This is a genomic window from Deinococcus sp., assembly GCF_025362455.1.
In the GTDB taxonomy this organism is placed as follows: Bacteria; Deinococcota; Deinococci; order Deinococcales; family Deinococcaceae; genus Deinococcus.
Genome location: NZ_JANYGJ010000062.1, coordinates 1 through 19,978 on the forward strand (window position 1 = coordinate 1; position 19,978 = coordinate 19,978).

Consider the following 19,978-nt stretch of genomic DNA (forward strand, 5'->3'; position numbering starts at 1 on the left):
TGTCCTCGTGAACGGACGCCCATGAGGACGCCACTCGTCCCCATGAGGATGCCACTCCTCTCCTGCGGAGCTTTGCAAGTCCGCCTGGGCACGCCTGCCCGCGTCTTGGCCTGAACAGCGCCGCTGGCGACGCTAGGCCGCTTCTTGGGCAGAACGGACGCGCCTGCGGGCCGCCAGACTGCCACACGCTAGACTGCACAGCATGAGTATCCTTCCCGACTGGCGCATCCGCGCTCTGGCCCAGGGCGGCATGATTAGCCCCTTTGAAGACCGCCTGGTGCGCACCGCTGAGAATGCCAGCGTTATCAGCTACGGCCTGAGTTCCTTCGGCTACGACCTGCGCTGCGCCGACGAATGGAAGGTGTTTACCAACGTCATGAGCGCCGTGGTGGACCCCAAGCACTTCGACGAGCGCAGTTTCGTGGACATCAAAGCCAATGAAATACTGATTCCGCCGAATTCGTTTGTGCTGGCCCGGAGTCTGGAGTACATGAAGATTCCGGATAACGTGATGGTGGTGGCGCTGGGGAAATCGACGTATGCACGGTGCGGAATTGTAGCAAATGTTACACCCCTGGAGCCCGGCTGGGAAGGTCATGTGACTCTGGAATTCTCCAACACGACGCCGCTTCCGGCCAAGATGTACGCCTTCGAGGGCTGTGTGCAACTGCTGTTCTTCGAGGGCGAGCGCCCCGAAGTCAATTACCGTGACCGGGCGGGTAAATATCAGGGTCAGACCGGCGTGACGCTGCCCAAGCTGTGACAGAAGTCCAGCGGCCTTCCTCAAGCGTTCATTTCTGAAGCGGCCTTGAGGCAACGTCCAGCCACGGCGGGCGGCCAGCCTCCAGACTGCCGCCATGCCTGACAAAGACGACAAGAACAAGGGACATACCAGCCAGCCCGGCCAGTTTGGGCGCAACGAAAAGGAAGTCCACGAGATAGAGGACGGCCACAAGCCCTCGTTCAAGTCCGCCAATGACCGCGAGGCCGAGGCGCCGCGCAACGACGAGCACGAGGGCCTCAAAGAGAAAAAAGATCTGGAAGAGGCCCGCAGCGTACCGGCCAGCAAGCAGGGCTGAAGCGGCAGATCGACACGCGCCCCGGCGACTGGGCGCGTGTCGTCATTTGGGGCCGCATTGAATGGCGTTCAGTCGATGGCCGTGATGCTCAGCGTGCCTGTGGCGGCCTCGCCCTCGATGCTGACGAGTTGCAAGCGGCAGGCCAGGTCGTCGCGGCCACACTCGCGCACCAGGTAATTCAGGGCGGCCCGCCGCATCAGCTCCAGCTTGCGGGGCGTCACGCTTTCCAGGGCGCTGCCGAAACGGGCGCCGCGCCGCTGCCGGACCTCGCTGAAGTAGAGGACGCCGCCCCGTTCGGTCACCAGGTCGATTTCGCCGCCGGGAATGCGGTAGTTGCGGGCCAGCAGGCTGTGGCCCTGTGAGCGCAGCACCTCCAGGGCGCGGTTCTCGGCGTCGGCTCCTTTCATGAGCACAGTATGGACGCAGGTCAGTGGCCCGCAACATGCCCCCACCGTGAGGCAGGGGCTGGATGTTCCGGTGGCTGGATGTTCCGGCCTCAGTTGCGAGGTGGCGAATCCTGACCCTGCTGGCCCTGACCCTTCTGATCCGGGCCGGAGCCGCGAGGGCCACCGTCTCTGCCGCCAGGTCCGCCCATACCAGGTCCGCCCATGCCGGGGCCGCCCATCTGATCGGCCTGCGCCAGATCGATGACCCGCTCGCCGCCACGCCCGCCCTGAACCACCGCGAACGTGGCGCCCGCCGGAGCCTGAGCCACCACCGGATTGACCGGGCGGGGCCGGGCCAGGGTCTCGCCGGGTGTGGGGACGGCGCGTCGGCTACCGGTCTGGCCTTGTGGACGAGCGGGCCGGGTCAGCGTCAGCGTGCTGATGATCTTGCCGCCCTTGCTGGGGTCGGCGGTGTAGTAGGTGACCTTCAGGTCGGGGGCGTTCTGGCCGGGCTGCCTCTGTGACCGGCGATTCTGGGTCTGGTCGGGCTGGGTCTGATTGGGCTGAATCTGGCCGTTCCTGGCCTGAATATTCTGCGCGGCAGTGTTACCCACGCTGGCGGCCATCGCGGGAACGGCCATCACCCCGGTCAACCCCAGGGCGAGCAGCAGACGGGCGGCAGTGGTGCGGGCGGAATTGACATGGGCGGTCATCTTGATGGTCTCGTTCATAGGATTCTCCGTTGGGGAAGGCCGGTTGCGCGGGCCTGCTTTCCTTGCCCGGCAGTCTGAGGGGCGGCGGTGAAGGCGGAGCGAATGTCAAACCCGGATTTTGCCCAGATGAATTCAGCTCAGATGAATTCGGCTCAGATGCACGGCTCACCCGGTTCAGAGCCTGAGCTGCATGTGCAGCGCACTCAGCCGCCGCTCGCCCAGCTTCAGCGAGTCCGGCTCCTCGCCCCAGACGGTGAATCCCAGGCGCTCGTAGAGCCTGCGGGCGGCCAACTGAGTGCTGGTCACGCTCAGGCCGAACACCTCCAGCTCCGGCATGGCCCGCGCCTGGACGATCAGCGCCGACATCAACGAGCGCCCCAGCTTCAGCCCCCGCACTTCGGGCGCCACGTACACCGCGAAAACCTCGGCTCGGTGGCGGTGTCTGGGAGCGCTGCTGCGGGCCAGCGTGGCTATTGCGACGAGTGGCGTGCCCGTAGGTCCAGTAGGTGTAGGTTCGGCGCTGACGAAGGCGCCCAGCGTCAGGCAGCCTGGCGTGGGTGCCAGGCGCTCGGCGACGGCCCCCAGCGTCCGGGCCTCGTACTCCTCGGCGCTGGTCAGGTAGGCGCTGGCCTCGCCCCGCAGGGCACGCAGGCGCAGCTCGCGGTAGGCCGGGGCGTCGGCGGCGTGCAACACGCGGATGGCCGGGGCAAAGGCTGAGGCGCGGGGCGAAGTCACGGCCCCAGTCTGAGGCCGGAGCCTGCGCTGCGCTACTGGGCTACCGGGCTAGCGGGCTACCAGGATGCCAGAATGCCCCCCATGACCTCGCCTGATTCCCGGCCTCCCGGCAAACATCAGGTCGCGCTGATCGCCCACGACAAGAAGAAACTGGAACTGGCGCTGTTCGTCCTGAGTCACCGAAGCGTGCTCTCGCGCTTTTACCTGGTCGCCACCGGCACCACCGGAGGCATCTTGCAAAAGCAGACGGGGCTCGATGTCGAGCGCTTACTCTCCGGGCCGCTGGGCGGCGACCAGCAGATCGGAGCCCGCATCGCGCAGGAACAGGTGCTGGCGGTCTTTTTCTTCCGCGACCCGCTGACCGCCCAGCCGCACGAGCCGGATGTCAGCGCCCTGCTGCGCCTGTGCGACGTCCACGACATCCCGCTGGCCACCAACCCGGCCAGCGCCGAGGCCCTGATGCTGTGGCTGGCTCAACTAGAGCAGATGTCATAAAAAGGGTCTTTTTATGACCGAGCGGAGCGAGTAGTTTTGACTGAGCAAGGCGCAGAATGGAGGCGCGGGGAGGCTATTTTCCCCGTGGCGTCATTCGGAGTACTGCTCTGGAGCTGCCCGGACTGGAGAGGGTCGTGCAGGAATAGACTGATCTGCGGCCAGCCCACCAGTTTTGCCCTACATTAAGCTTATGAAACCCTCCGCCGCCGTGGCGAGCCTGCTGACCGCCGCCCTGATCTCCCCTGCCACTGCCCAGAGCGCCGCCCAGACAAAGCCCCAGACCAGCAAAACAGCGCCGAGCACCTCTTTCGGCGTCAATACCCTGGGCGCTCAGGTCACCTACGACACCGGCACCTTCGCGCTGCGCCTGAGTGTCGGTGGCCGCACGGCGCTGGGCCTGGTGTACGGCGTGGGCGCCGACGTGGCCGCGCTGTACCCGGTCTACCAGGACACCCAGGCCGCCTCCAAGCTCTCGCTCGGCGCGGGCGTGGACGTGAACTATTTCTTCGCCAGTCCATTCCTGGGCAACGGCGGCGATATCAACGGCAGCGTCGTGTCGTACCGCCCGCACGTGCTGCTCAACTACGAGCACAGCATGAGCCTGAATTCCAGCTTTTTTCTGGAGACCAGCCTGGGGTACGCCTTCATTCCCAGCATCGGCGCCGCCATCTACCCCGGCCTGCGGCTGGGCCTGAACTTCCACTGATGCCAGCCCCAGCGTGGATGCCAGCCTGGATGCCCACACGGATGATCCGTTGCGCGGCCCTGAGCACCCTGAGCCTCGCCAGCCTGGCCGCCGCGCAGACCCAGAATGTCCAGAGCAGGCCCCAGACCTACTTCGGCGTCAATACCCTGGGCGCCCAGGTCACCTACGACACGGGCAGTTACGCGCTGCGGCTGGGCGCGGGTGGACGAACCGTGCTGTATGTCTTCGGCAACGGTGTCGGGCTGGACGCCGATGTGCTGTTTCCGGTCAGCGGCTCACTGGAGACGCCGACCCGCTTCTCGCTCGGCGGCGGACTCGACCTGAACGCCTACGCCAGCGGCTACTTCCTGACCTGTAGCCTCGACGCTGGCTGCGCCGGGTTTCCGAACCTCTTCAGCCTGCGTCCGCACCTTCTGGCGCAGTACGAGTGGCGCCTGAACCCCAAGCTGACCCTCTTCACCGAGGGCAGCCTGGGCTACGCCATCTCGAACGTCGGCAGCGTGGTGTATCCCGGCGTCCGGCTGGGGCTGAATTTCCGTTGAAGCGGCAGCGGGAATATGACTCAGCGGGAATATGACTCAGCCGTCTTCGTCGTCCGGCTCGGCAGGCTCAGTATCTGTTTCAAGCTCAGTGTCCAGTTCCGGCTCGCCCACGCCCTGAAAGCGGGCGTGCATCTCGGTGGGCGTTTCGTTGCCGCTGTTCAGGGGGCCGGTGTCCACGCCACTGATCAGGATCTCGCCTTCCTGCGCCGGAGTCTGGTCTGGCTGTGTCATGGAGGTACTGTACTCCCGATCCGTGCTCCCGATCTGCTCTAGAGCAGATGTCATAAAAAGGGTCTTTTTATGACCGAGCGGAGCGAGTAGTTTTAACTGAGCAGGACGCAGAATGGAGGCGCGGGGAGGCTGTTTTCCCCGTGGCGTAATTCGGAGTACTGCTCTAAGCTGACCCGGATGCAGGAGTGCCTGACCGTCACCACCGCCCAGCAGGCCCGGTTGCTGCTGTCGCTGCGAAACGCGCAGATACTGGGCGCCCTGATCGGCCAGCCGGAGGGCGCAGCGGGCCTGAGCGCCGCCGAGGTCACGCTGGAGGTGCCGACGCCGCTGAAGGCCGTTCACCGCACGCTGGGGCAACTCCTGAGCGCCGGGCTGATCGAGCAGACCGGGCTGCGGCCCCGCGCCGGGCGGAGCTGCAAACTCTACACCGCCAGAGCACGCAGCTACCAGGTGCCGCTGGCCCTGAGCGACGCCGCCGGACTGCGCGAGCTGCTGGACGCCGCCTACCGGCCTTTTCTGGACGCCTTTGGCCGCCACCAGGAAGGCCGCCTGCTGGACCAGGGTCTGGACACCGTGCGGCTGTCACTGATCGGCAGCCAGCTCCTCTACAGCCTGGTCGGGCCGCAGGGAACAGCGCTGGAGAGCGGCACCTACGGACATTTTTCGGCCACCATCCTCAGTCCGGCGCACGCGGGCGAGTTGCAGGCCGAGCTGCGCTCACTGGGCGAGAAGTACCGGCAGAGCGACCCGGACGGTCAGCCGTACCTGCTGGGCATGCTGTTCTCACCGGGCGAGCTGGAGAGCTGAGTCAGTGCGCCGCAGCCGCCTTCCTGGGCACCAGATGCATCAGCGCCACGATGATCCCGCCCAGGAGCACACCCACAAGCGCCGAGCCGAGCGTCTCGACCAGCCAGCCGACCAGGCCAGCCGCGAACGGCACCGCTTTGGCCGCGCCCACCGACAGCTCGTGCAGCCAGTGATTCGGGCCGCCCAGCCCGAAGTTCTCCAGGCCCACCAGAATGATGTGTCCGCCCACCCACAACATTGCCGCCGTGCCGATCACCGACAGGGCCGACATCACCACCGGCATGCCCCTGACCAGCCCTCGCCCCACGCCACGTGCCAGGCCAGAGCGACTTTTAGCCAGCTTCAGCCCCACGTCGTCGGCCTTGACGATCAGCCCGACCACGCCGTAGACCAGCGCCGTAATCAGCAGGGCCACCACGATCAGAATCAGCGTGCGGGGCAGCAACGGCTGGTCGGCGACCTCGGCCAGCGAGAGGGCCATGATCTCGGCGGACAGAATCAGGTCGGTGCGGATCGCCCCGGCGACCATCTGCTCCTCGTGGGCGCTGCTGGCGAGCTTGCTGGCCGTATCGGTCGGCTCCTCGTGGTGCCCGGAGACGGCCTCATACAACTTCTCGGCGCCCTCGAAGCACAGGTAGGCGCCGCCCAGCATCAGAATCGGCGTGATGGCCCAGGGCAGAAACTGGCTGAGCAGCAGCGCCACCGGCAAAATGAACACGATCTTGTTGCGCAGCGAGCCCACGGCGATGCGCCAGATGATCGGCAGCTCGCGGTCCGGCGAAAAACCGGTGACGTAGCGTGGTGTGACCGCCGTGTCGTCCACCACGATGCCGATGGCCTTGACGCCCGCCTTGCCCGCCGCCGCCCCGATATCGTCGATGGACGCCGCCGCCAGCTTGGCAATCGCCGCCACGTCGTCGAGCAGGGCCACCAGACCGCCGCTCACGCCGGGCTCCGCCGAATACCGAAACAGGAAAAAGAGAGGGGCATCAGATGGGCAGTCTAGCAATTCATCCTGGTGTTATCTCCGGCCTGGTGAAAGGAGTGTTTATCAACGCCGGTCATCAGGTTGCGGGGCTGCCTTCCCGCTCCAGCGGCTCGCGGCTCAGCGCCCAGCGCCACACGGCGGTGGCCATCAGGGTCACGGCCCCGGAGGCGGCGAACATCGTCCAGATCGGCACCCTATCGGCCACCGGAGCCAGCAGCAGCAGGGTGAGCGGCATGCCGGTGGTGCTGACCATGTTCAGCAGGCTACCCACCCGCCCGAAATAGGCCGGGGCCACCAGCCCTATAAACAGCAGGCTGATGGCGCTGCTGACCAACGCCAGCGCCGCGCCCAGCAGCAGGGCCACCGCGTACATCTGCGGCGCCGTTCGGGTCAGGGCCAGCGTCAGCAGCAGCATACCCGCCGCCGCGAAGGCCCAGACGCTGAGCGCCCTGGGCTTCAGGCGCGGCCCCAGCCCCACCACCGCCAGGCTGCCGAGAATCTGCCCGCCGACGAGCATCCCGAAGAACAGGCCGTAGCCCGCCGCGCCCGCGCCCAGTTCCTTCATGCGGGGCAGCACCAGCATCTCCATCGGCGCCAGAGTAGCGTTGATAAAAAAGCCCAGCACCGGCAGCAGCGCCAGCGCCGTGCTGGAACGGGCGTAGCGCAGCCCACCCGTGAAGTCGGCCCAGAAGGAAGCCGGAACGCGCACCGGGCGCGGCGCGAAGCGCACCAGCAGCAGCAGGCCCGCCATCAGCAGAAAGCTCGCTCCGTCGGCGACCAGCAATCCCGCGCTGCCGAACACGCCCACCAGCACGCCGCCGCCGACCAGGCCCAGCAGGTTCATGGTCGAGTTGCTGCTCTGCATCAGGCCGGTCGCCCGCGCCAGATCACCGGGCCGCACCAGACCGGCCAGGACGCCCATGCCCGCCGGGCCGTAGAAGGCGCCCACCAGCCCGCCCAGGAAGGCCAGCACGTTCAGCGCCTCCACGCTGATCTGCCCGCGCAGCGCCAGCGCCCCCGCCGCGAGCTGAAAACCCCCGCGCAGCGCGTCGCCCAGCACCAGCGGCAGCCGCACCGGAAGGCGGTCGATCAGCGTGCCCAGCAGCGGCGAGAGCAGCCCCGGCAGCAAGGAGAGCGCCAGATTCACGCCCAGCGCCCCCGCCGAGCCGCTCAGCCTGTAGACCAGCAGCGACAGGGCCACGCCCGCCAGCGCACTGCCCAGCGCACTCTGCGCCGAGGCGAACCACCACAGCCAGAAGTTGAAATTGTGTTTCAGCGCGGGCAGGGCACTCGTCATGGGTCAAGTCTGCGGCCCGTGCTACTCGCCGGGGTAGATGCGGCGGCGAGTAGCTTCAGAGCCTGCCCAGCACAGCGTTCTGGACGTTGCACCGCGAACGGGGTCTCACGCTGAACGCAGTGAAGGGTCTGGAAGCTTGCCAGTGGGTCGTAACCAGTGGGTCGTAAAAGGCCCCGTCATGCTCACCTCGTCCGCCTGGAGGCCGGGGGATGCTTTCGGCAAGCTCAGCATGACCACCTGCCCTCTGATGGCAGCCTGAGCCCAGCATTCTGAAAACGGCTCTGCGACTCTTTCGAGGAGGCCGGGGGCAACAGAATTTTCAGAACGCTGTACTCAGCCGCTGCTCATATGGACTTCCGCTAGACTCCTGACTATGACCCCTATCCCGGCGCTGCCGTACCGCCCCAGTGGTGTGCTGTTCGACATGGACGGCGTGCTGACCGGCAACAACCAGTTTCACCGGCAAGCCTGGCAGGAAGTGGCCCTCTCTCACCTGAACATGACCCTCAGCGAGCACGACCTCGACACCAAGGTGGACGGCGGGCGCAATCCGGAGATCATGCAGCGCCTGACCGGACGAGTCCCCACCCCGGAGGAGACCGAAGCCTTCGCGCACATCAAGGAGGCTCGTTACCGCGAGCTGGCACGCGGCGAGCTGCGCGAGGTGGCGGGCCTGAGCGCCTACCTGGACGCCCTGGACCGGCGCGGCTTGCCCTACGCCCTGGTCACCAGCGCGGATCAGGTCAACGTGGATTTCGGGCTCTCGGCGCTGGGCCTCTCGCACCGCTTCGTGCTGCGAATTCTGGGCCATGACGTGCAGCAGGGCAAACCGCACCCGGAGCCTTTTTTGCGCGGCGCGGCGCTGCTGGGTCTGGAGGGCCGCGCCTGCCTGGCCCACGAGGACGCCGTGAACGGGGTCAAAAGCGCCGTGGACGCAGGCTGCACCGTCGTGGCCCTGAGCACCACCCAGACGCGGGAAGCGCTCCTGGCCGCCGGGGCGCGGTCGGTGGCGGCTGATTTTACCGGCTGGGCGAGCTGGCTGGAATAGGGGCGGCGTGTGGCGTGTGGGAACAGACGAAGGCGCAGGTCCATTCAGGGCTTGACGTTTCAGGGCTTGACGTTTCAGGGCTTGAGGGTGAAGTGGGCCTGCCAGTCATCTTTTTTCAGGTTGGTGTAGCGGCGCTCCGGCGGGTCGAAGGCCGGTTTACCCACGATATTGGGGCGAATGGTGCCGCTCCAGTTGCCGGGGAAGGTGCAACTGTAGTGCTGCCCGGCGTTCCAGGTGGCGCAGTTCGGGCCGATCTCGCCTGCGGGGGAGTTGACGCCGTTGACCTCGAAGCTGACCGGAGCGTTATTGGTGCCGATCAGATCGCCGCCCACCGAGACCTGGCCCGCGAAGGCGGCTTCGGCGGCCTTCAGGCTGGCGACTTCGGGAATGGTCTGGCCGCTGCGGGCGAGTTGCCGCGCCCCCTCGATGACGGCCCTGACGCGCTGCTGGTTGGGCTCCTGGCCCGGCTTGCCCTCGGCCCACCAGTTGAAGTTCTCGTTGTAGAACCAGGCCACCTCGTCGGCGGTGCGCAGAGCGTGGGTGATGTTGTGGCCCAGCGTCTGCTCGCGGGCCGCCCAGTCGGGAAAATAGTAGCCGATGAAGCGCGGCGACTTCCAGAGGTCGAGCACCCCGTCGGCGAAGATGGCCTGGCCCATCTGGACCTTGCCGTACCTGGCCCGGTTTTCCGGCGCGACCAGCGGCAGGGCGCGTTGCCGGACAGTGCGGCGCGACTCGTCGAAGTCGGCGGCGTGCAGGTAATAGTAGGCGTGCTCGTTGCCCTCGACCAGACTCGCACCCGGCGCCAGGGCGTCCAGCATGCCGTTTACAAAAGCGGGCCACAGGCCGTAACCGCTCCCCGAAAGATTGTTCTGGGTTTCAGCAGGCGTGGCGCCCTGCACATCGTCGGTGGCGCTGAGCAGATACAGGCTGTAAATCTGGATGCCGGGGTATTCACCCTGCATCGCCCGCATGAAGGCCGCTCCACGGGCGCGAACCCGCGTCTGAAACTGGGCAAAGTCGAGTTTACCCGCGCCCGGCTGATTGCCGTACTGCCAGGGATTGAGTTCGTAGGGTTCCATATCGAACATCACGCCGCGCAGACCTGCCGCCTTGGCTGCCCTGGCGACGAGCCGGGCGCTGCGCTCGGTCTGTGCCCAGTCGCCGTCACTGAGCCAGTCCCAGCCTGGCCCGGCGCCGCCGTACATGCTCAGGTAGCTGTTGGCCAGCTTGTTTGAGTTCAGCGCCCTGAGCGTCGCCACATCCCTGCTCACCTGCGCGGCGTCCAGACTCCCGCGCCGGAAGACGATCTGAGCGCCACTCAGCCGCAGAGTCAGGCCGTCGAAGGGAGCGGCGGCCAGCCGGGCCGGGTTGGCCTGGAGAATCTGCGGCGTGGGCATATCCCAGCCGTATTCGATCAGTTTTTTGGTGCTGGTGGCGCCCAGCTCGGCCAGCTCGTCCGGCAGAGCAGCGGGCTGAGCCTGGGTCGGCTGTGCTTGAGTCGACTGGGCTTCGGTCGACTGGGCCTGGCAGGCGCTGAGCTGACAGGTGCTGAGCAGCCAGAAACTCAGGATCAACTTTCGGGGAATCTGCGTCACGGCGCTCCTTTCCGGCACGCGCCGGGTGATTAAAACATTTGTCGTAAAAACCCCGTTGTTATGACCGACCAGCGGGGGTGAAACACGGCGAGCAGGACGCAGAATGGAGTCATTGGGAGGCCATTATCCCGATGACGTGATTCGGAGAACTGCTCTGGGGGCGCACCCCGAATGACCGGCTGTCCGTTTGAATATCCACCCATCATCCACCCGTCTTCATGAACGAGATGAAGATGATTGCGGTCTAGCTTACCCCGGCTGCCCTGGCCGCCAGGCGGCGTAGAGTACGGGTATGCACACCGCAGCGGCGTTTTTTTATTGGTTCGGAGCACTCCGGGCCTAGTCAGCGCTGCGCCGACCTTGCCCGCCCGGAGTTCCAGACCGGCGCGGGTTTTTTCTTGAATCCAGCCCCGATCACGTCCAGCCCCACATCCAGCACAGACCCACATCCAGCACAGACCCCACAAGGAGCCCCATGCCCGATCACGTCCAGGCCAACATTCACGTGTCCTCGTTTCAGCCGCTGATCACCCCTGAAGGGCTCAAGGCCCAGTTGCCGCTGAGCCCCGCCGCCGAGGCCACCGTCAGCAGTGCCCGCAGGGGCGTCGAGCGAATTCTGCGCCGCCAGGACCCCCGGCTGCTGCTGATCGTGGGGCCGTGCAGCGTCCACGACGAGGCCCAGGCGCTGGAGTACGCCGGGCGGCTCTCGAAGCTCCGCACCCAGTACGCCGACAGGTTGGAGATCGTGATGCGGGTCTACATGGACAAGCCGCGCACGACGGTGGGCTGGCGCGGCTACCTCAACGACCCCGGCATGAAGGGCGACAACGATTTCAACCTGGGCCTCCAGATGACCCGCCGCCTGATGCTGAAGATCAACGAACTCGGTATGCCGGTGGGCACCGAGCTGCTCGACCCCTTCGTGCCGCAGTACATCGACGATCAACTGGCCTGGGGCGCCATCGGGGCGCGCACCACCGAGTCACAGACCCACCGGGCGATGGTCAGCGGCGTGTCGGTGCCGGTGGGCTTCAAAAACGGCACGGGCGGCAACATCAAGCTGGCCGTGGACGCCATCGTCAGCGCACTCAAGCCGCACACCTTCCTGGGCATCACCGACCAGGGCCAGGCCGCCGTGGTCACCACCATCGGCAACCCCGACGGGCATGTGATTTTGCGCGGCGGGCGTTTCGGACCCAACTACGGCGGCGAGCACGTGCAGGAAACCCAGGGCCTGCTGGCCGAGGCTGGAGTCAGCGCGGGTATCATCGTGGACTGCTCACACCACAACAGCGGCTACCAGTTCGAGAAGCAACTCGGCGCCTGGCATGACGTGATCGCTCAGCGCGTGGCGGGCAACGACGCCCTGGTGGGCTTGATGCTCGAAAGCAACCTGATGGAAGGCAAGCAGAGCATTCCCGCCGACCTGGCAAGGCTGAGGTACGGCGTGTCGGTCACCGACGCCTGCGTGGGCTGGGAGAGCACCGAGGAGCTGCTGAGGTGGGCCTACGACCAGATGGGGAATGTGGTGAAGTCGGAAGTCGTGAGCTGAGCGCAATAGATTGAAAGCGGCCCGCCTGAGTGAGTGCTGGCGGGCCGGTTGTGGGATCAGGGAACAATGGGCATAGTGCGCTTTAAGAATTCTGCCCAGTCAGTCGCAGGCGGGTCGGGCAAGAGCTGGCCACCGTAAGTCAGATTGGTGATATTCCCGTTCACATCGCGCTTGAACACCGCGCCAGAATCGCTGAGCGAGGCCGCCTGGTCGCTGGGCAGCACGGCCAGGTAGATGCTGTTGTTGTAGTTCGGCGGGAGGTCGCGCAGCCGCTGACCCTGGGAGATCATCAGGAGTTGGTGGAGGATGGTCCAGCGGCCCAGCGGCAACGGTTTAAACGGTTTGAGTTGAGTGCCGTCGTCGATGGGAGGTAGCACGCCGTCCATCGCGCCGTCCATCGTCACCCGGATTTCAGAACTTGACACGGCGGTAATCGGCAGATGCTTCATGCCGGTGCAGACCGAGCTTCCAGGTCCAGCCTTCTTTAGATTCAGGTCCGGCGGATAGCCCGCTGCGCCGTCAGTGTAGCTGAGGGGGGAATTGACGGCCCGGACTGATAAAAACAGATTCCACTTCTGGGGACACGCCTCCGAGCCATCCTGACTGGACAGCAGCCAGCGTTCCTGATAACGGTAACTGCCCGGCCAGCGTTTGGATACGTCGTACTCGTTGACGGTAGAGAGCCCGTTGCCCTGAATCACGACATGGTTCGGCGTGACGTAGGCGTAATAGATGGCTTTGGTGGCTTTCGGGTAGGTAAGGACTGCACTGTTGTAATGCGCGTCAATTCCACGCGGCGCATCGGGCATGTTCCAGAGTCTCGCCATATCGTCCGGCGTCAGGTTGCTGTCGGTGATGGCAATGCCCTCTTTCGGCGGCATCAGGTTGTTGTAGACCCACCAACTGCCCGTCGCCAGCGACATCAGGCCCAGCACCGTCCAACCCAGGATTCGGGTGCGGCTCAGCAGGCTCCGGCTGCCCAGTCGCACGGTGCCCATCGCCTGCACCGCCAGAAACTCCGCCTCCTGACGCGCAAAACCCTTCGCCTCCAGCACGGCGACCTGTTCGAGCAGGTGGCTTCGCAGCTCGGCGGCGGCGTCCAGGCGCTCGGTTCTGGGGAGGCCCAGCGTGGCGCGGTGGATGTACTCGTTCAGGCTGAGCACCTTACCAGCGCGGCGGGTGGCGCGGCGGGTCATGCCAGCCGCCCGATCAGCAGCCGCTCAGTCAACAACAGCGAATCGAGCGCCCCGCGCAGCTTGTTCCACTCGGCTTTCTTGGCGCCCAGCGCGGCGTGGCCGCTGTCGGTGAGTTGGTAGTACTTGCGCGGCGCCCCGCCCGTGGTGCTCTCCTGCCACTCGCTCTCTATCCAGCCTGACTTGACCAGCCGGTGCAGCGCCGGATACAGACTGCCCTCGCGCAGATCGAATAATCCCCCGCTGCGGGCGTTGACGTGGTGCATGATGTCCAGGCCGTAGCGCGGCTGGAGTTCAAGCGCCGAGAGCAGGGCCAGGTCGAGCGTGCCGGACTTGAGCGGGGTCATGGGTACAGTGTAATGCAAGGTAGTAGGCAGTGCAAGGTAGCGGGTCGTGCAAGGTAGCGATTCGGTCCAGCATGGCGCCTGTCATTCGCAGCACACGACTCACCAACACACACAGCCGCCCGCCCCGCCGCTCCACAATACGGACCATGCCCTCCCCCTCCTCCCCCACCACCCAGTTCATCGTCATCGGCGTATCCGGCAGCGGCAAGACCACGCTGGGCCGCGCCCTGGCCGAGCATTTCGGACTGCCGTTCCTCGACGCCGACGACTTTCACACCCATGAGGCGAAGGCCCAAATGGAGCGCGGCGAGGGGCTTACAGACGCCGAACGCCAGCCCTGGCTAGGGCGCCTGCGAGCCGAGCTGAACGCCCACACCGCCCGAAACGAGGGCGTGGTGCTGGCCTGCTCCGGCCTGAAGCGGGCCTACCGGAATGTGCTGCGCAACGCGTCCACCCGGTTCATTTATCCGGACGTGCCCCCGGCACTGCTGCGTACCCGCCTGGAGCAACGGCGTGGCAGTTACGCGACCCCCGCGCTGCTGCCCAGCCAGCTCGCCGCCTTCGAGCCGCCGGACGCCAGCGAGGCGCTGATCGTGCCGGTGAGCGCCCGGAGCACCACCCAGTCAGTGCTGGCCGAGGTGCTGGCCCGCCTGGAGGCCCAGCATGCCCTCTAAGACGGTGCGCAAGATGGGCGGCGGGCTCAAACCCTCCGAGCGGCCCCAGAAAATCTGCCCGGTGTGTGGGCGCCCGTTTAGCTGGCGCAAAAAGTGGGAGCGCGACTGGGATAGGGTGATCTACTGCTCGGACAAATGCCGCGCCCAGGGCAAGGCAACGTGACCGGCGCCGTGAGTCCCGCCTACGGCCTGGTCTGCATGACGGTGGGGCCTGAGCTGCACTTCCGGACCATCACGCTCAGCCGCTACCGCTCGCTGGACGCGGCGGCGAGGCTGGCCGCCCTGCGCAGCCTGTACGCCGACAACACCGCCCGGCTGAAGAGCGCGGCGGCCTACTGCGCGGCGCGGGGCATCCGGCTGTTCAGGATGTCGGCGGCGCTATATCCGGTGCTCGACCTGATCGGTGAAGGCACCGGTTACGACGTGCTCAGCGAACTCGCGCCGCAGCTCCGGGCCGCCGGGCAGGCGTTCATGGACGCCGGAATCCGGGTACTGATCCACCCGGAGCAGTACATCGTGCTCAATTCCGAGCGCTCAGAGGTGAGGGCCAGCAGTCTGCATCAGTTCATGACCCACGCCGAGGTGATGGACCGCCTGGGCTTCGGGCGCACACCGTACCACTGCATGATCCTCCACGGCGGCAAGGGGGGCCGCGCCAATGAGCTGACCGAGATCATCCGCGACCTGCCCGACGCCGCGAGGTTGCGCCTGGCGCTGGAGAACGACGAATATGCTTTCGGCCCCGCCGATCTTCTGCCGGTCTGCCAGGCCACCAACACCCCGATGGTCTTCGATGCCCACCACCACATCATCCACGACAAGTTGCCCGACCAAGATCATCCCAGCGTCCGCGAGTGGGTTCTGGCCGCCCGCGCCACCTGGAGCCCGCCGGAGTGGCAGGTCGTCCACCTGAGCAACGGCGCACAGGGACCGCAGGACCGCCGCCACAGCCAGCTCATCGGCGATCTACCGGGCGCCTACTTCGACGTCCCGTGGATCGAGGTCGAGGCCAAAGGCAAGGAGGACGCGGTGCTGGCGCTGATGGAGCGGGGGAATAGGGGGAAGTAGGGGGTGGGAAGTAGGAAAAGATGGAGGGCGCGGTATGCAGTACGCGGGGCGCGGGAAAAAAGAGGGGCATGCGCTGGCGCTCACTACCCCTCACCCTGCTGCTGCGCAGCGCCCCTCTGCAAGCAGGTCTTCGACTCTCCCGCAGGGGGCGAGGGGTCAACAATGCCCATCCAGACGCTGTTTTCCGCTGGAGTAGACCACTACCTTCCAGCGAGGTCAGTTATGGGCGTATGTGGAGCACGGGCGCCCCACGTCACCGGCCACGATGTGGAGAACGCGGCGAAAAATAGTGCGTTTGGGACGAACTGGATGTACCATCCTCAGCGGAGCGCAAACCCCCTCCAAGGTTCTATTGACACGTAGGCTAGTCAAGAGAGGTGAGGGGCCGTCCCAGAACCTGTGGCCAGTTGCGCCCCACCGGGGCGGGGGCGTCTTCTTGTTCAGAGCGGCACCCGTATGGGGCCTGACCGCTTGGGCAGAGCGGCACCCGTATGGGAGGAGTGGCGTCCTCATGGGGAGGAATGGCACCCTCATGGGTGTCCGCTCATGACGACAGTCCGTTCACGACGAAGGGCCTGCCCGCTGGGGGGTGGGGGTGCAGACGCATTGGCAAGGAGCTGAAGCCTAAAAAAGCAACATCACCGCCCCAAGCACGTCCAACGCACAAACACCAAGCCCCCAACTACAACGCCCCGTTCAGCTCGTCGCGGAAGCCCTGGGCCGCTGCCCTCGCCGCCGCCACGTCCAGCCCAGCGGCGTACTGAATACCCCGGCTGGCACTGACCACCGCGCCCACCCCACCCGGCAGGAAGGCCCCGGCCAGGTCCGCCGCCCGCGCCCCCTGTGCCCCCAGGCCCGGCAGCAGCAACACGGCCTGCGGCATGGCTGACCTCCAGGCTGAAAGCTCCTGCGGATGGGTCGCTCCTACGACAGCGCCGACGCTGCTTAATATGGGGCTGCTCAGCCCTTCGCCTTCCTCGCGCCCCAGCCGGGCGACCTCGGCGGCCAATCTCTCCGAGACGCCGCCGCCCTGCACATCGGCCTGACCCGGATTGCTGGTCTTGACGAGCACGAACACGGCCCCACCCTGTTGCCGCGCCCTATCCACGAACGGCGCGAGGGTCTCAAAGCCCAGAAACGGGTTGACCGTCAGCGCGTCCCCGGCGTGCGGCCCGGAGAGCCAGGCGTCCGCGTAGGCGACAGCCGTGGAGCCGATGTCGCCGCGCTTGGCGTCGAGGATAATCGGCAGGCCCAGGGCACGGGCGGCGGCGCAGACCTCCTCCAGCACGCCCAGGCCGTAGAGCCCCAGCGCCTCGTAAAAGGCCAGTTGCGGCTTGACGCAGGCGGCGTAGGGCGCGCAGGCGTCGAGTACATCCAGCGTGTGGCTTCGCCAGGCATCCCGGTTCGGATAAGCGTCCAGGCGCGGGTCAAGGCCCAGACACAGGCGGGTGTCCAGGGTCAGGCTGCGCTCGGTCAGGCGGTCGGTGAAGGTGGTCTGGGCAAAAGTGGTCATCTCAGGAACCGAGTGTACCCGCTCAGACCGGCACGCCCGTGACCAGCACCTCGTATTTGCCGGTCACGTACACCTTGAAGCCGGATTTGTGCAGGTGGCGGCGTACCAGCGCCACGTCGGAGAGCAGCAGCGACAGATCGGGGTCGTGGAAATTGAGCATCCGGGCGCCGTAGCGGACCTCGCCGCCCGTGTACCGGCAGTTAGGAAAACCCAGGATCAGGCTGCCAGTGGGCGCCAGGTGGCCTTTCATCAGGCCGCGCAGGCTGCGTTCCAGGTTGACGTTCCGGCTCTGCAAGACGCTCAGGGCGACGATCAGGTCGAAGCGGCCCAGCCCGGCGTCCAGCGCGTTCACGTCGCCAGTCTGGAAGGTCCAGTTTTGAGCGGCGTGGCGCTGCCGGGCCAACTCCAGCACGCCAGGATCGAGGTCCAGGCCGACTACCTCGAACTTCTGGTCTGGATAGGCAATCTCCAGCGCGTTCAGCTCACGCCCGCTGCCCACGCCGACACTCAGGATACGGGCGCCGGGGCGCAGCTTTGCCCGCGTCAGGGCCTCGGTAAAGCCGTGCAGGAACCAGGGGTCTTCGAGTTTGTCGAGCCGCTGGAAGTCGCTGCCCTCGCCGTAATCGGCCTGCCGGTCCAGTGCGGGCAGCCGGTGCAGGGTCAGGCGCACGCGTCCAGCGCCTTGCCGCTCCGGCGTGCCCAGCCGGGCGCCCAGCACGTCGGCCAGGTCAACCCAGGTGGCGTAGGAACGGTGACGGCCCGCGCTCCCGGTCTCCCCGGCGTACAGGCCCGCCCCCGAATCCGGATCGGGCACGCTAAAGCTGACTGCCCCGGCACGCTGCAACTCTGATCGCAGCAGCGGCAGCAGCTCGCTCAGGGGCTCGGCACCACTCTGAATCATTCGCCCAGCATGGCATAAGCGGCGCCTGCTTGAGCCCGGCTTGAGAGTTGAAGACCTGGAAGTTTGCCCCTGTTCCTGGTCGCCCGCGCTTGTTAGTCTGACCGAAGCGCCCCGCCGGGCATGTGAACACTCCTCTCCAGGTCTGTTCTGTGAGACACACCCCGGTTGCTGCCCTGCGCAGCGGCGCCGAGGGGCCCCATGAGCGATGCGAATCTCAAGCCAAATTTGAAGCCAGGTCTGAAGTACTACACCTCCGAGTCCGTCTCCGAGGGCCACCCCGACAAGCTGGCCGATTTCATCTCCGACAGCATTCTGGATGAATTTCTGCGCCAGGAGCCGGGTAGCCGGGTGGCCGTCGAGACCCTGCTGACCACCGGCATGGCCGTGGTGGCGGGCGAGGTCACCGCCCACAGCGCCCATGTGGACGTGCAGCGGGTGGTGCGCGAGGCGGTCAAGGAGGTGGGCTACACCCGCGCCCACTACGGCTTCGACGCCGAGTACAGCGCCGTGCTGGTGGCGCTCCACGAGCAGAGCCCTGACATCGCAGGCGGCGTGAATTTTTCCGAGGAGTGGCGCGGCATGAGTGAGGCCGAGCGCGCCGACCCGAAGAACGCCTACAGCCTGACCGGCGCGGGCGACCAGGGCCTGATGTTCGGCTACGCCACCGACGAGACGCCCGAACTGATGCCGCTGCCGATCAGCCTGGCCCACAAGCTGACCCGCCGCCTGGCGACATTGCGCAAGGAGGGCACGCTGACCTACCTGCGCCCGGACGCCAAATCGCAGGTGACCATCGTGCGCAGCGGTGGGGATACCTGGGTCGATACCGTGGTCATCTCGACCCAGCACGACGAGGACGTGTCCCAGGAGCAGATCAAGGCGGACCTCGAAGCCCAGGTGATCCGGGCGGTCATTCCGGCCCAGTATTTGCGCGAGGGCACCAAGTTCTTCATCAATCCGTCGGGCAAGTTCGTGATCGGCGGGCCGCACGGCGACACCGGCCTGACGGGCCGCAAGATCATCGTGGACACCTACGGCGGCGCGGTGCCGCACGGCGGGGGGGCGTTTTCGGGCAAGGACCCCACCAAGGTGGACCGCAGCGCGGCCTACTACGCCCGTTACGTCGCCAAGAACCTGGTCGCGGCTGGTCTGGCAAAGAAGGCGCTGGTGGAGGTCGCCTACGCCATTGGCCGCGCCTCACCGGTCTCGCTGCGCGTGGATTCCTACGGCACCGGCAGGCTGAGCGACGCCGCCCTGGCCGAGCTGGTCCAGGCCCACTTCGACGCCCGGCCCCAGGCCATCATCGCCGAGCTGGATTTGCTGCGCCCGATCTACGCCCGCACCGCCGCCTACGGCCACTTCGGACGCGACGAATTCCCCTGGGAGAAGCTCGATAAGGTAGACGAGTTGAAGGCGGCGGCGGCAGCGCTAGTGTAAAGGTGCGGGGAGTGGGAAGTGGGACAGATAGAGGGCATGAGCTGGCGCTCACTTGCCCTCTGCAAGCAGGTCTGCAACTCACCCCGCTGCTGCGCAGCGCCCCTCTCCCGCAAGGGGCGAGGGGTCAACGACATGCGCCCATTCGCTCTTTCTGGCTGAAGTCAATCAGAATATTCCAGCGAGGTCAGTTATGGGCGTATGCGGAGCACGGGCGCCCTACGTGAGCTACACGATGTGGAGAACGCGGCGAAGAATTGAGCGGCTGAGGCGAACTGGAAGTACCATCCATAGCGGAGCGACCCGCTCCCTCGCCCCACCGGGGCGGGGGCTGGGGGGTGGGGGAGCCGACGCATTCGCAACTTGCTGAAGCCCTCACAACGCCACATTCTCGCCTCAAGCTCATCCAGCCGCTGTCAATGCCGCGTCACCGCCCTCTACATCACCCGCCACATCAGCCAGCCCACCAGCGCTCCGCCCACGACGATGTTGATGAGCGACGCCGTGCGCACCTTTTTGAGAATGAAGATCAGCGCCAGGCCCGTCAGCGACAGGATCACCAGAAAAATGCCGGACACGTCGATCACCCACGACCAGGCTCCGCCCGAATTGCGGCCCTTGTGAAAATCGTTGGCGATGGCCAGGGCGCCCTGCGCGTCGACGTTGACGGTGTA

At 66.2% G+C, this 19,978-nt stretch carries 24 protein-coding genes; 12 read left to right on the forward strand and 12 right to left on the reverse strand.

Annotation, left to right across the window (positions count from 1 at the left end; translation table 11 throughout):
- Window positions 1-202: 202 nt before the first annotated feature.
- Window positions 203-763, forward strand: coding sequence for a dCTP deaminase (gene dcd / locus Q0R23_RS04375; RefSeq protein ID WP_293910753.1), 561 nt, complete (start codon window positions 203-205; stop codon window positions 761-763).
- Between the two features lie 94 nt (window positions 764-857).
- A complete protein-coding gene (locus Q0R23_RS04380) occupies window positions 858-1,079 on the forward strand; it encodes a hypothetical protein (RefSeq protein WP_293910755.1) in 222 nt (73 codons plus the stop codon).
- 68 nt (window positions 1,080-1,147) lie between these two features.
- Here Q0R23_RS04380 and Q0R23_RS04385 read toward each other — a convergent pair whose 3' ends face one another.
- The 3 genes from Q0R23_RS04385 to Q0R23_RS04395 all read right to left on the reverse strand — a co-directional run bounded on the left by Q0R23_RS04385 (window position 1,148) and on the right by Q0R23_RS04395 (window position 2,913).
- Window positions 1,148-1,486, reverse strand: a complete 339-nt coding sequence (locus Q0R23_RS04385; RefSeq protein WP_293910757.1) for a YraN family protein — start codon at window positions 1,484-1,486, stop codon at window positions 1,148-1,150.
- Window positions 1,487-1,575: 89 nt separating this feature from the next.
- On the reverse strand, window positions 1,576-2,196 hold the full coding sequence (locus Q0R23_RS04390) for a hypothetical protein (protein WP_293910759.1): 621 nt from the start codon (window positions 2,194-2,196) through the stop codon (window positions 1,576-1,578).
- Between the two features lie 156 nt (window positions 2,197-2,352).
- On the reverse strand, window positions 2,353-2,913 hold the full coding sequence (locus Q0R23_RS04395) for a GNAT family N-acetyltransferase (protein ID WP_293910761.1): 561 nt from the start codon (window positions 2,911-2,913) through the stop codon (window positions 2,353-2,355).
- 81 nt (window positions 2,914-2,994) lie between these two features.
- On the opposite strand from Q0R23_RS04395, the gene mgsA reads away from it, so the two are divergent.
- The 3 genes from mgsA to Q0R23_RS04410 all read left to right on the forward strand — a co-directional run bounded on the left by mgsA (window position 2,995) and on the right by Q0R23_RS04410 (window position 4,656).
- Complete coding sequence (mgsA, locus tag Q0R23_RS04400) at window positions 2,995-3,408, forward strand: methylglyoxal synthase (protein ID WP_293910763.1); 414 nt, start codon at window positions 2,995-2,997, stop codon at window positions 3,406-3,408.
- Window positions 3,409-3,598: 190 nt separating this feature from the next.
- Window positions 3,599-4,114 (forward strand): hypothetical protein, encoded by a 516-nt coding sequence (locus Q0R23_RS04405; protein ID WP_293910765.1) that lies wholly within the window; start codon window positions 3,599-3,601, stop codon window positions 4,112-4,114.
- Window positions 4,114-4,656 (forward strand): hypothetical protein, encoded by a 543-nt coding sequence (locus tag Q0R23_RS04410; RefSeq protein WP_293910767.1) that lies wholly within the window; start codon window positions 4,114-4,116, stop codon window positions 4,654-4,656. Before Q0R23_RS04405 ends, Q0R23_RS04410 begins: the two co-directional genes overlap by 1 nt.
- Window positions 4,657-4,692: 36 nt before the next feature.
- On the opposite strand, the gene Q0R23_RS04415 is transcribed toward Q0R23_RS04410, so the two are convergent.
- Entirely contained in the window at window positions 4,693-4,887 is a 195-nt protein-coding gene (locus Q0R23_RS04415) for a hypothetical protein (RefSeq protein WP_293910769.1), read from the reverse strand.
- 177 nt (window positions 4,888-5,064) lie between these two features.
- Between Q0R23_RS04415 and Q0R23_RS04420 the strand changes: the two genes are divergently transcribed.
- A complete protein-coding gene (locus Q0R23_RS04420) occupies window positions 5,065-5,694 on the forward strand; it encodes a hypothetical protein (protein ID WP_293910771.1) in 630 nt (209 codons plus the stop codon).
- A gap of 1 nt (window position 5,695) precedes the next feature.
- Here the strand turns inward: Q0R23_RS04420 and Q0R23_RS04425 are convergent, their stop codons facing one another.
- Together Q0R23_RS04425 and Q0R23_RS04430 are read right to left on the reverse strand one after the other, a co-directional pair.
- Window positions 5,696-6,640, reverse strand: coding sequence for a DUF808 domain-containing protein (locus Q0R23_RS04425; RefSeq protein ID WP_293910773.1), 945 nt, complete (start codon window positions 6,638-6,640; stop codon window positions 5,696-5,698).
- 118 nt (window positions 6,641-6,758) lie between these two features.
- The gene (locus tag Q0R23_RS04430; RefSeq protein WP_293910775.1) at window positions 6,759-7,979 is read right to left on the reverse strand and encodes an MFS transporter; all 1,221 of its coding nucleotides are present in this window, start codon (window positions 7,977-7,979) and stop codon (window positions 6,759-6,761) included.
- Window positions 7,980-8,352: 373 nt separating this feature from the next.
- Between Q0R23_RS04430 and Q0R23_RS04435 the strand changes: the two genes are divergently transcribed.
- On the forward strand, window positions 8,353-9,027 hold the full coding sequence (locus Q0R23_RS04435; RefSeq protein ID WP_293910777.1) for an HAD family phosphatase: 675 nt from the start codon (window positions 8,353-8,355) through the stop codon (window positions 9,025-9,027).
- A gap of 74 nt (window positions 9,028-9,101) precedes the next feature.
- Here Q0R23_RS04435 and Q0R23_RS04440 read toward each other — a convergent pair whose 3' ends face one another.
- Entirely contained in the window at window positions 9,102-10,622 is a 1,521-nt protein-coding gene (locus Q0R23_RS04440) for a hypothetical protein (RefSeq protein ID WP_293910779.1), read from the reverse strand.
- Between the two features lie 475 nt (window positions 10,623-11,097).
- On the opposite strand from Q0R23_RS04440, the gene Q0R23_RS04445 reads away from it, so the two are divergent.
- The gene (locus Q0R23_RS04445) at window positions 11,098-12,174 is read left to right on the forward strand and encodes a 3-deoxy-7-phosphoheptulonate synthase (protein WP_293910781.1); all 1,077 of its coding nucleotides are present in this window, start codon (window positions 11,098-11,100) and stop codon (window positions 12,172-12,174) included.
- Between the two features lie 56 nt (window positions 12,175-12,230).
- Here Q0R23_RS04445 and Q0R23_RS04450 read toward each other — a convergent pair whose 3' ends face one another.
- Window positions 12,231-13,370 carry a hypothetical protein gene (locus Q0R23_RS04450; RefSeq protein WP_293910783.1) on the reverse strand — a complete coding sequence of 380 codons (1,140 nt, stop codon included), beginning with the start codon at window positions 13,368-13,370 and terminating at the stop codon, window positions 12,231-12,233.
- The gene (locus tag Q0R23_RS04455; RefSeq protein ID WP_293910785.1) at window positions 13,367-13,714 is read right to left on the reverse strand and encodes a helix-turn-helix transcriptional regulator; all 348 of its coding nucleotides are present in this window, start codon (window positions 13,712-13,714) and stop codon (window positions 13,367-13,369) included. The genes Q0R23_RS04450 and Q0R23_RS04455 overlap by 4 nt, the downstream gene beginning before the upstream one ends.
- A gap of 146 nt (window positions 13,715-13,860) precedes the next feature.
- On the opposite strand from Q0R23_RS04455, the gene Q0R23_RS04460 reads away from it, so the two are divergent.
- The 3 genes from Q0R23_RS04460 to Q0R23_RS04470 are packed head-to-tail and all read left to right on the forward strand — an operon-like array spanning window position 13,861 to window position 15,456.
- On the forward strand, window positions 13,861-14,388 hold the full coding sequence (locus Q0R23_RS04460) for a gluconokinase, GntK/IdnK-type (RefSeq protein ID WP_293910787.1): 528 nt from the start codon (window positions 13,861-13,863) through the stop codon (window positions 14,386-14,388).
- Window positions 14,378-14,551, forward strand: coding sequence for a DUF2256 domain-containing protein (locus tag Q0R23_RS04465; protein WP_293910789.1), 174 nt, complete (start codon window positions 14,378-14,380; stop codon window positions 14,549-14,551). Before Q0R23_RS04460 ends, Q0R23_RS04465 begins: the two co-directional genes overlap by 11 nt.
- Window positions 14,524-15,456, forward strand: coding sequence for a UV damage endonuclease UvsE (locus Q0R23_RS04470; protein ID WP_293910791.1), 933 nt, complete (start codon window positions 14,524-14,526; stop codon window positions 15,454-15,456). The genes Q0R23_RS04465 and Q0R23_RS04470 overlap by 28 nt, the downstream gene beginning before the upstream one ends.
- 682 nt (window positions 15,457-16,138) lie before the next feature.
- Here the strand turns inward: Q0R23_RS04470 and pyrF are convergent.
- Both pyrF and Q0R23_RS04480 read right to left on the reverse strand, forming a co-directional pair.
- Entirely contained in the window at window positions 16,139-16,969 is an 831-nt protein-coding gene (pyrF, locus tag Q0R23_RS04475; RefSeq protein WP_293910793.1) for an orotidine-5'-phosphate decarboxylase, read from the reverse strand.
- Between the two features lie 22 nt (window positions 16,970-16,991).
- Window positions 16,992-17,870 carry a class I SAM-dependent methyltransferase gene (locus tag Q0R23_RS04480; protein ID WP_293910795.1) on the reverse strand — a complete coding sequence of 293 codons (879 nt, stop codon included), beginning with the start codon at window positions 17,868-17,870 and terminating at the stop codon, window positions 16,992-16,994.
- A 198-nt stretch (window positions 17,871-18,068) separates the two neighbouring features.
- Between Q0R23_RS04480 and metK the strand changes: the two genes are divergently transcribed.
- Window positions 18,069-19,307, forward strand: coding sequence for a methionine adenosyltransferase (gene metK / locus Q0R23_RS04485; protein ID WP_293910797.1), 1,239 nt, complete (start codon window positions 18,069-18,071; stop codon window positions 19,305-19,307).
- 434 nt (window positions 19,308-19,741) lie between these two features.
- On the opposite strand, the gene Q0R23_RS04490 is transcribed toward metK, so the two are convergent.
- Window positions 19,742-19,978: PepSY-associated TM helix domain-containing protein (locus tag Q0R23_RS04490; protein ID WP_293910799.1), on the reverse strand; the 237-nt coding region annotated here is incomplete at its 5' end.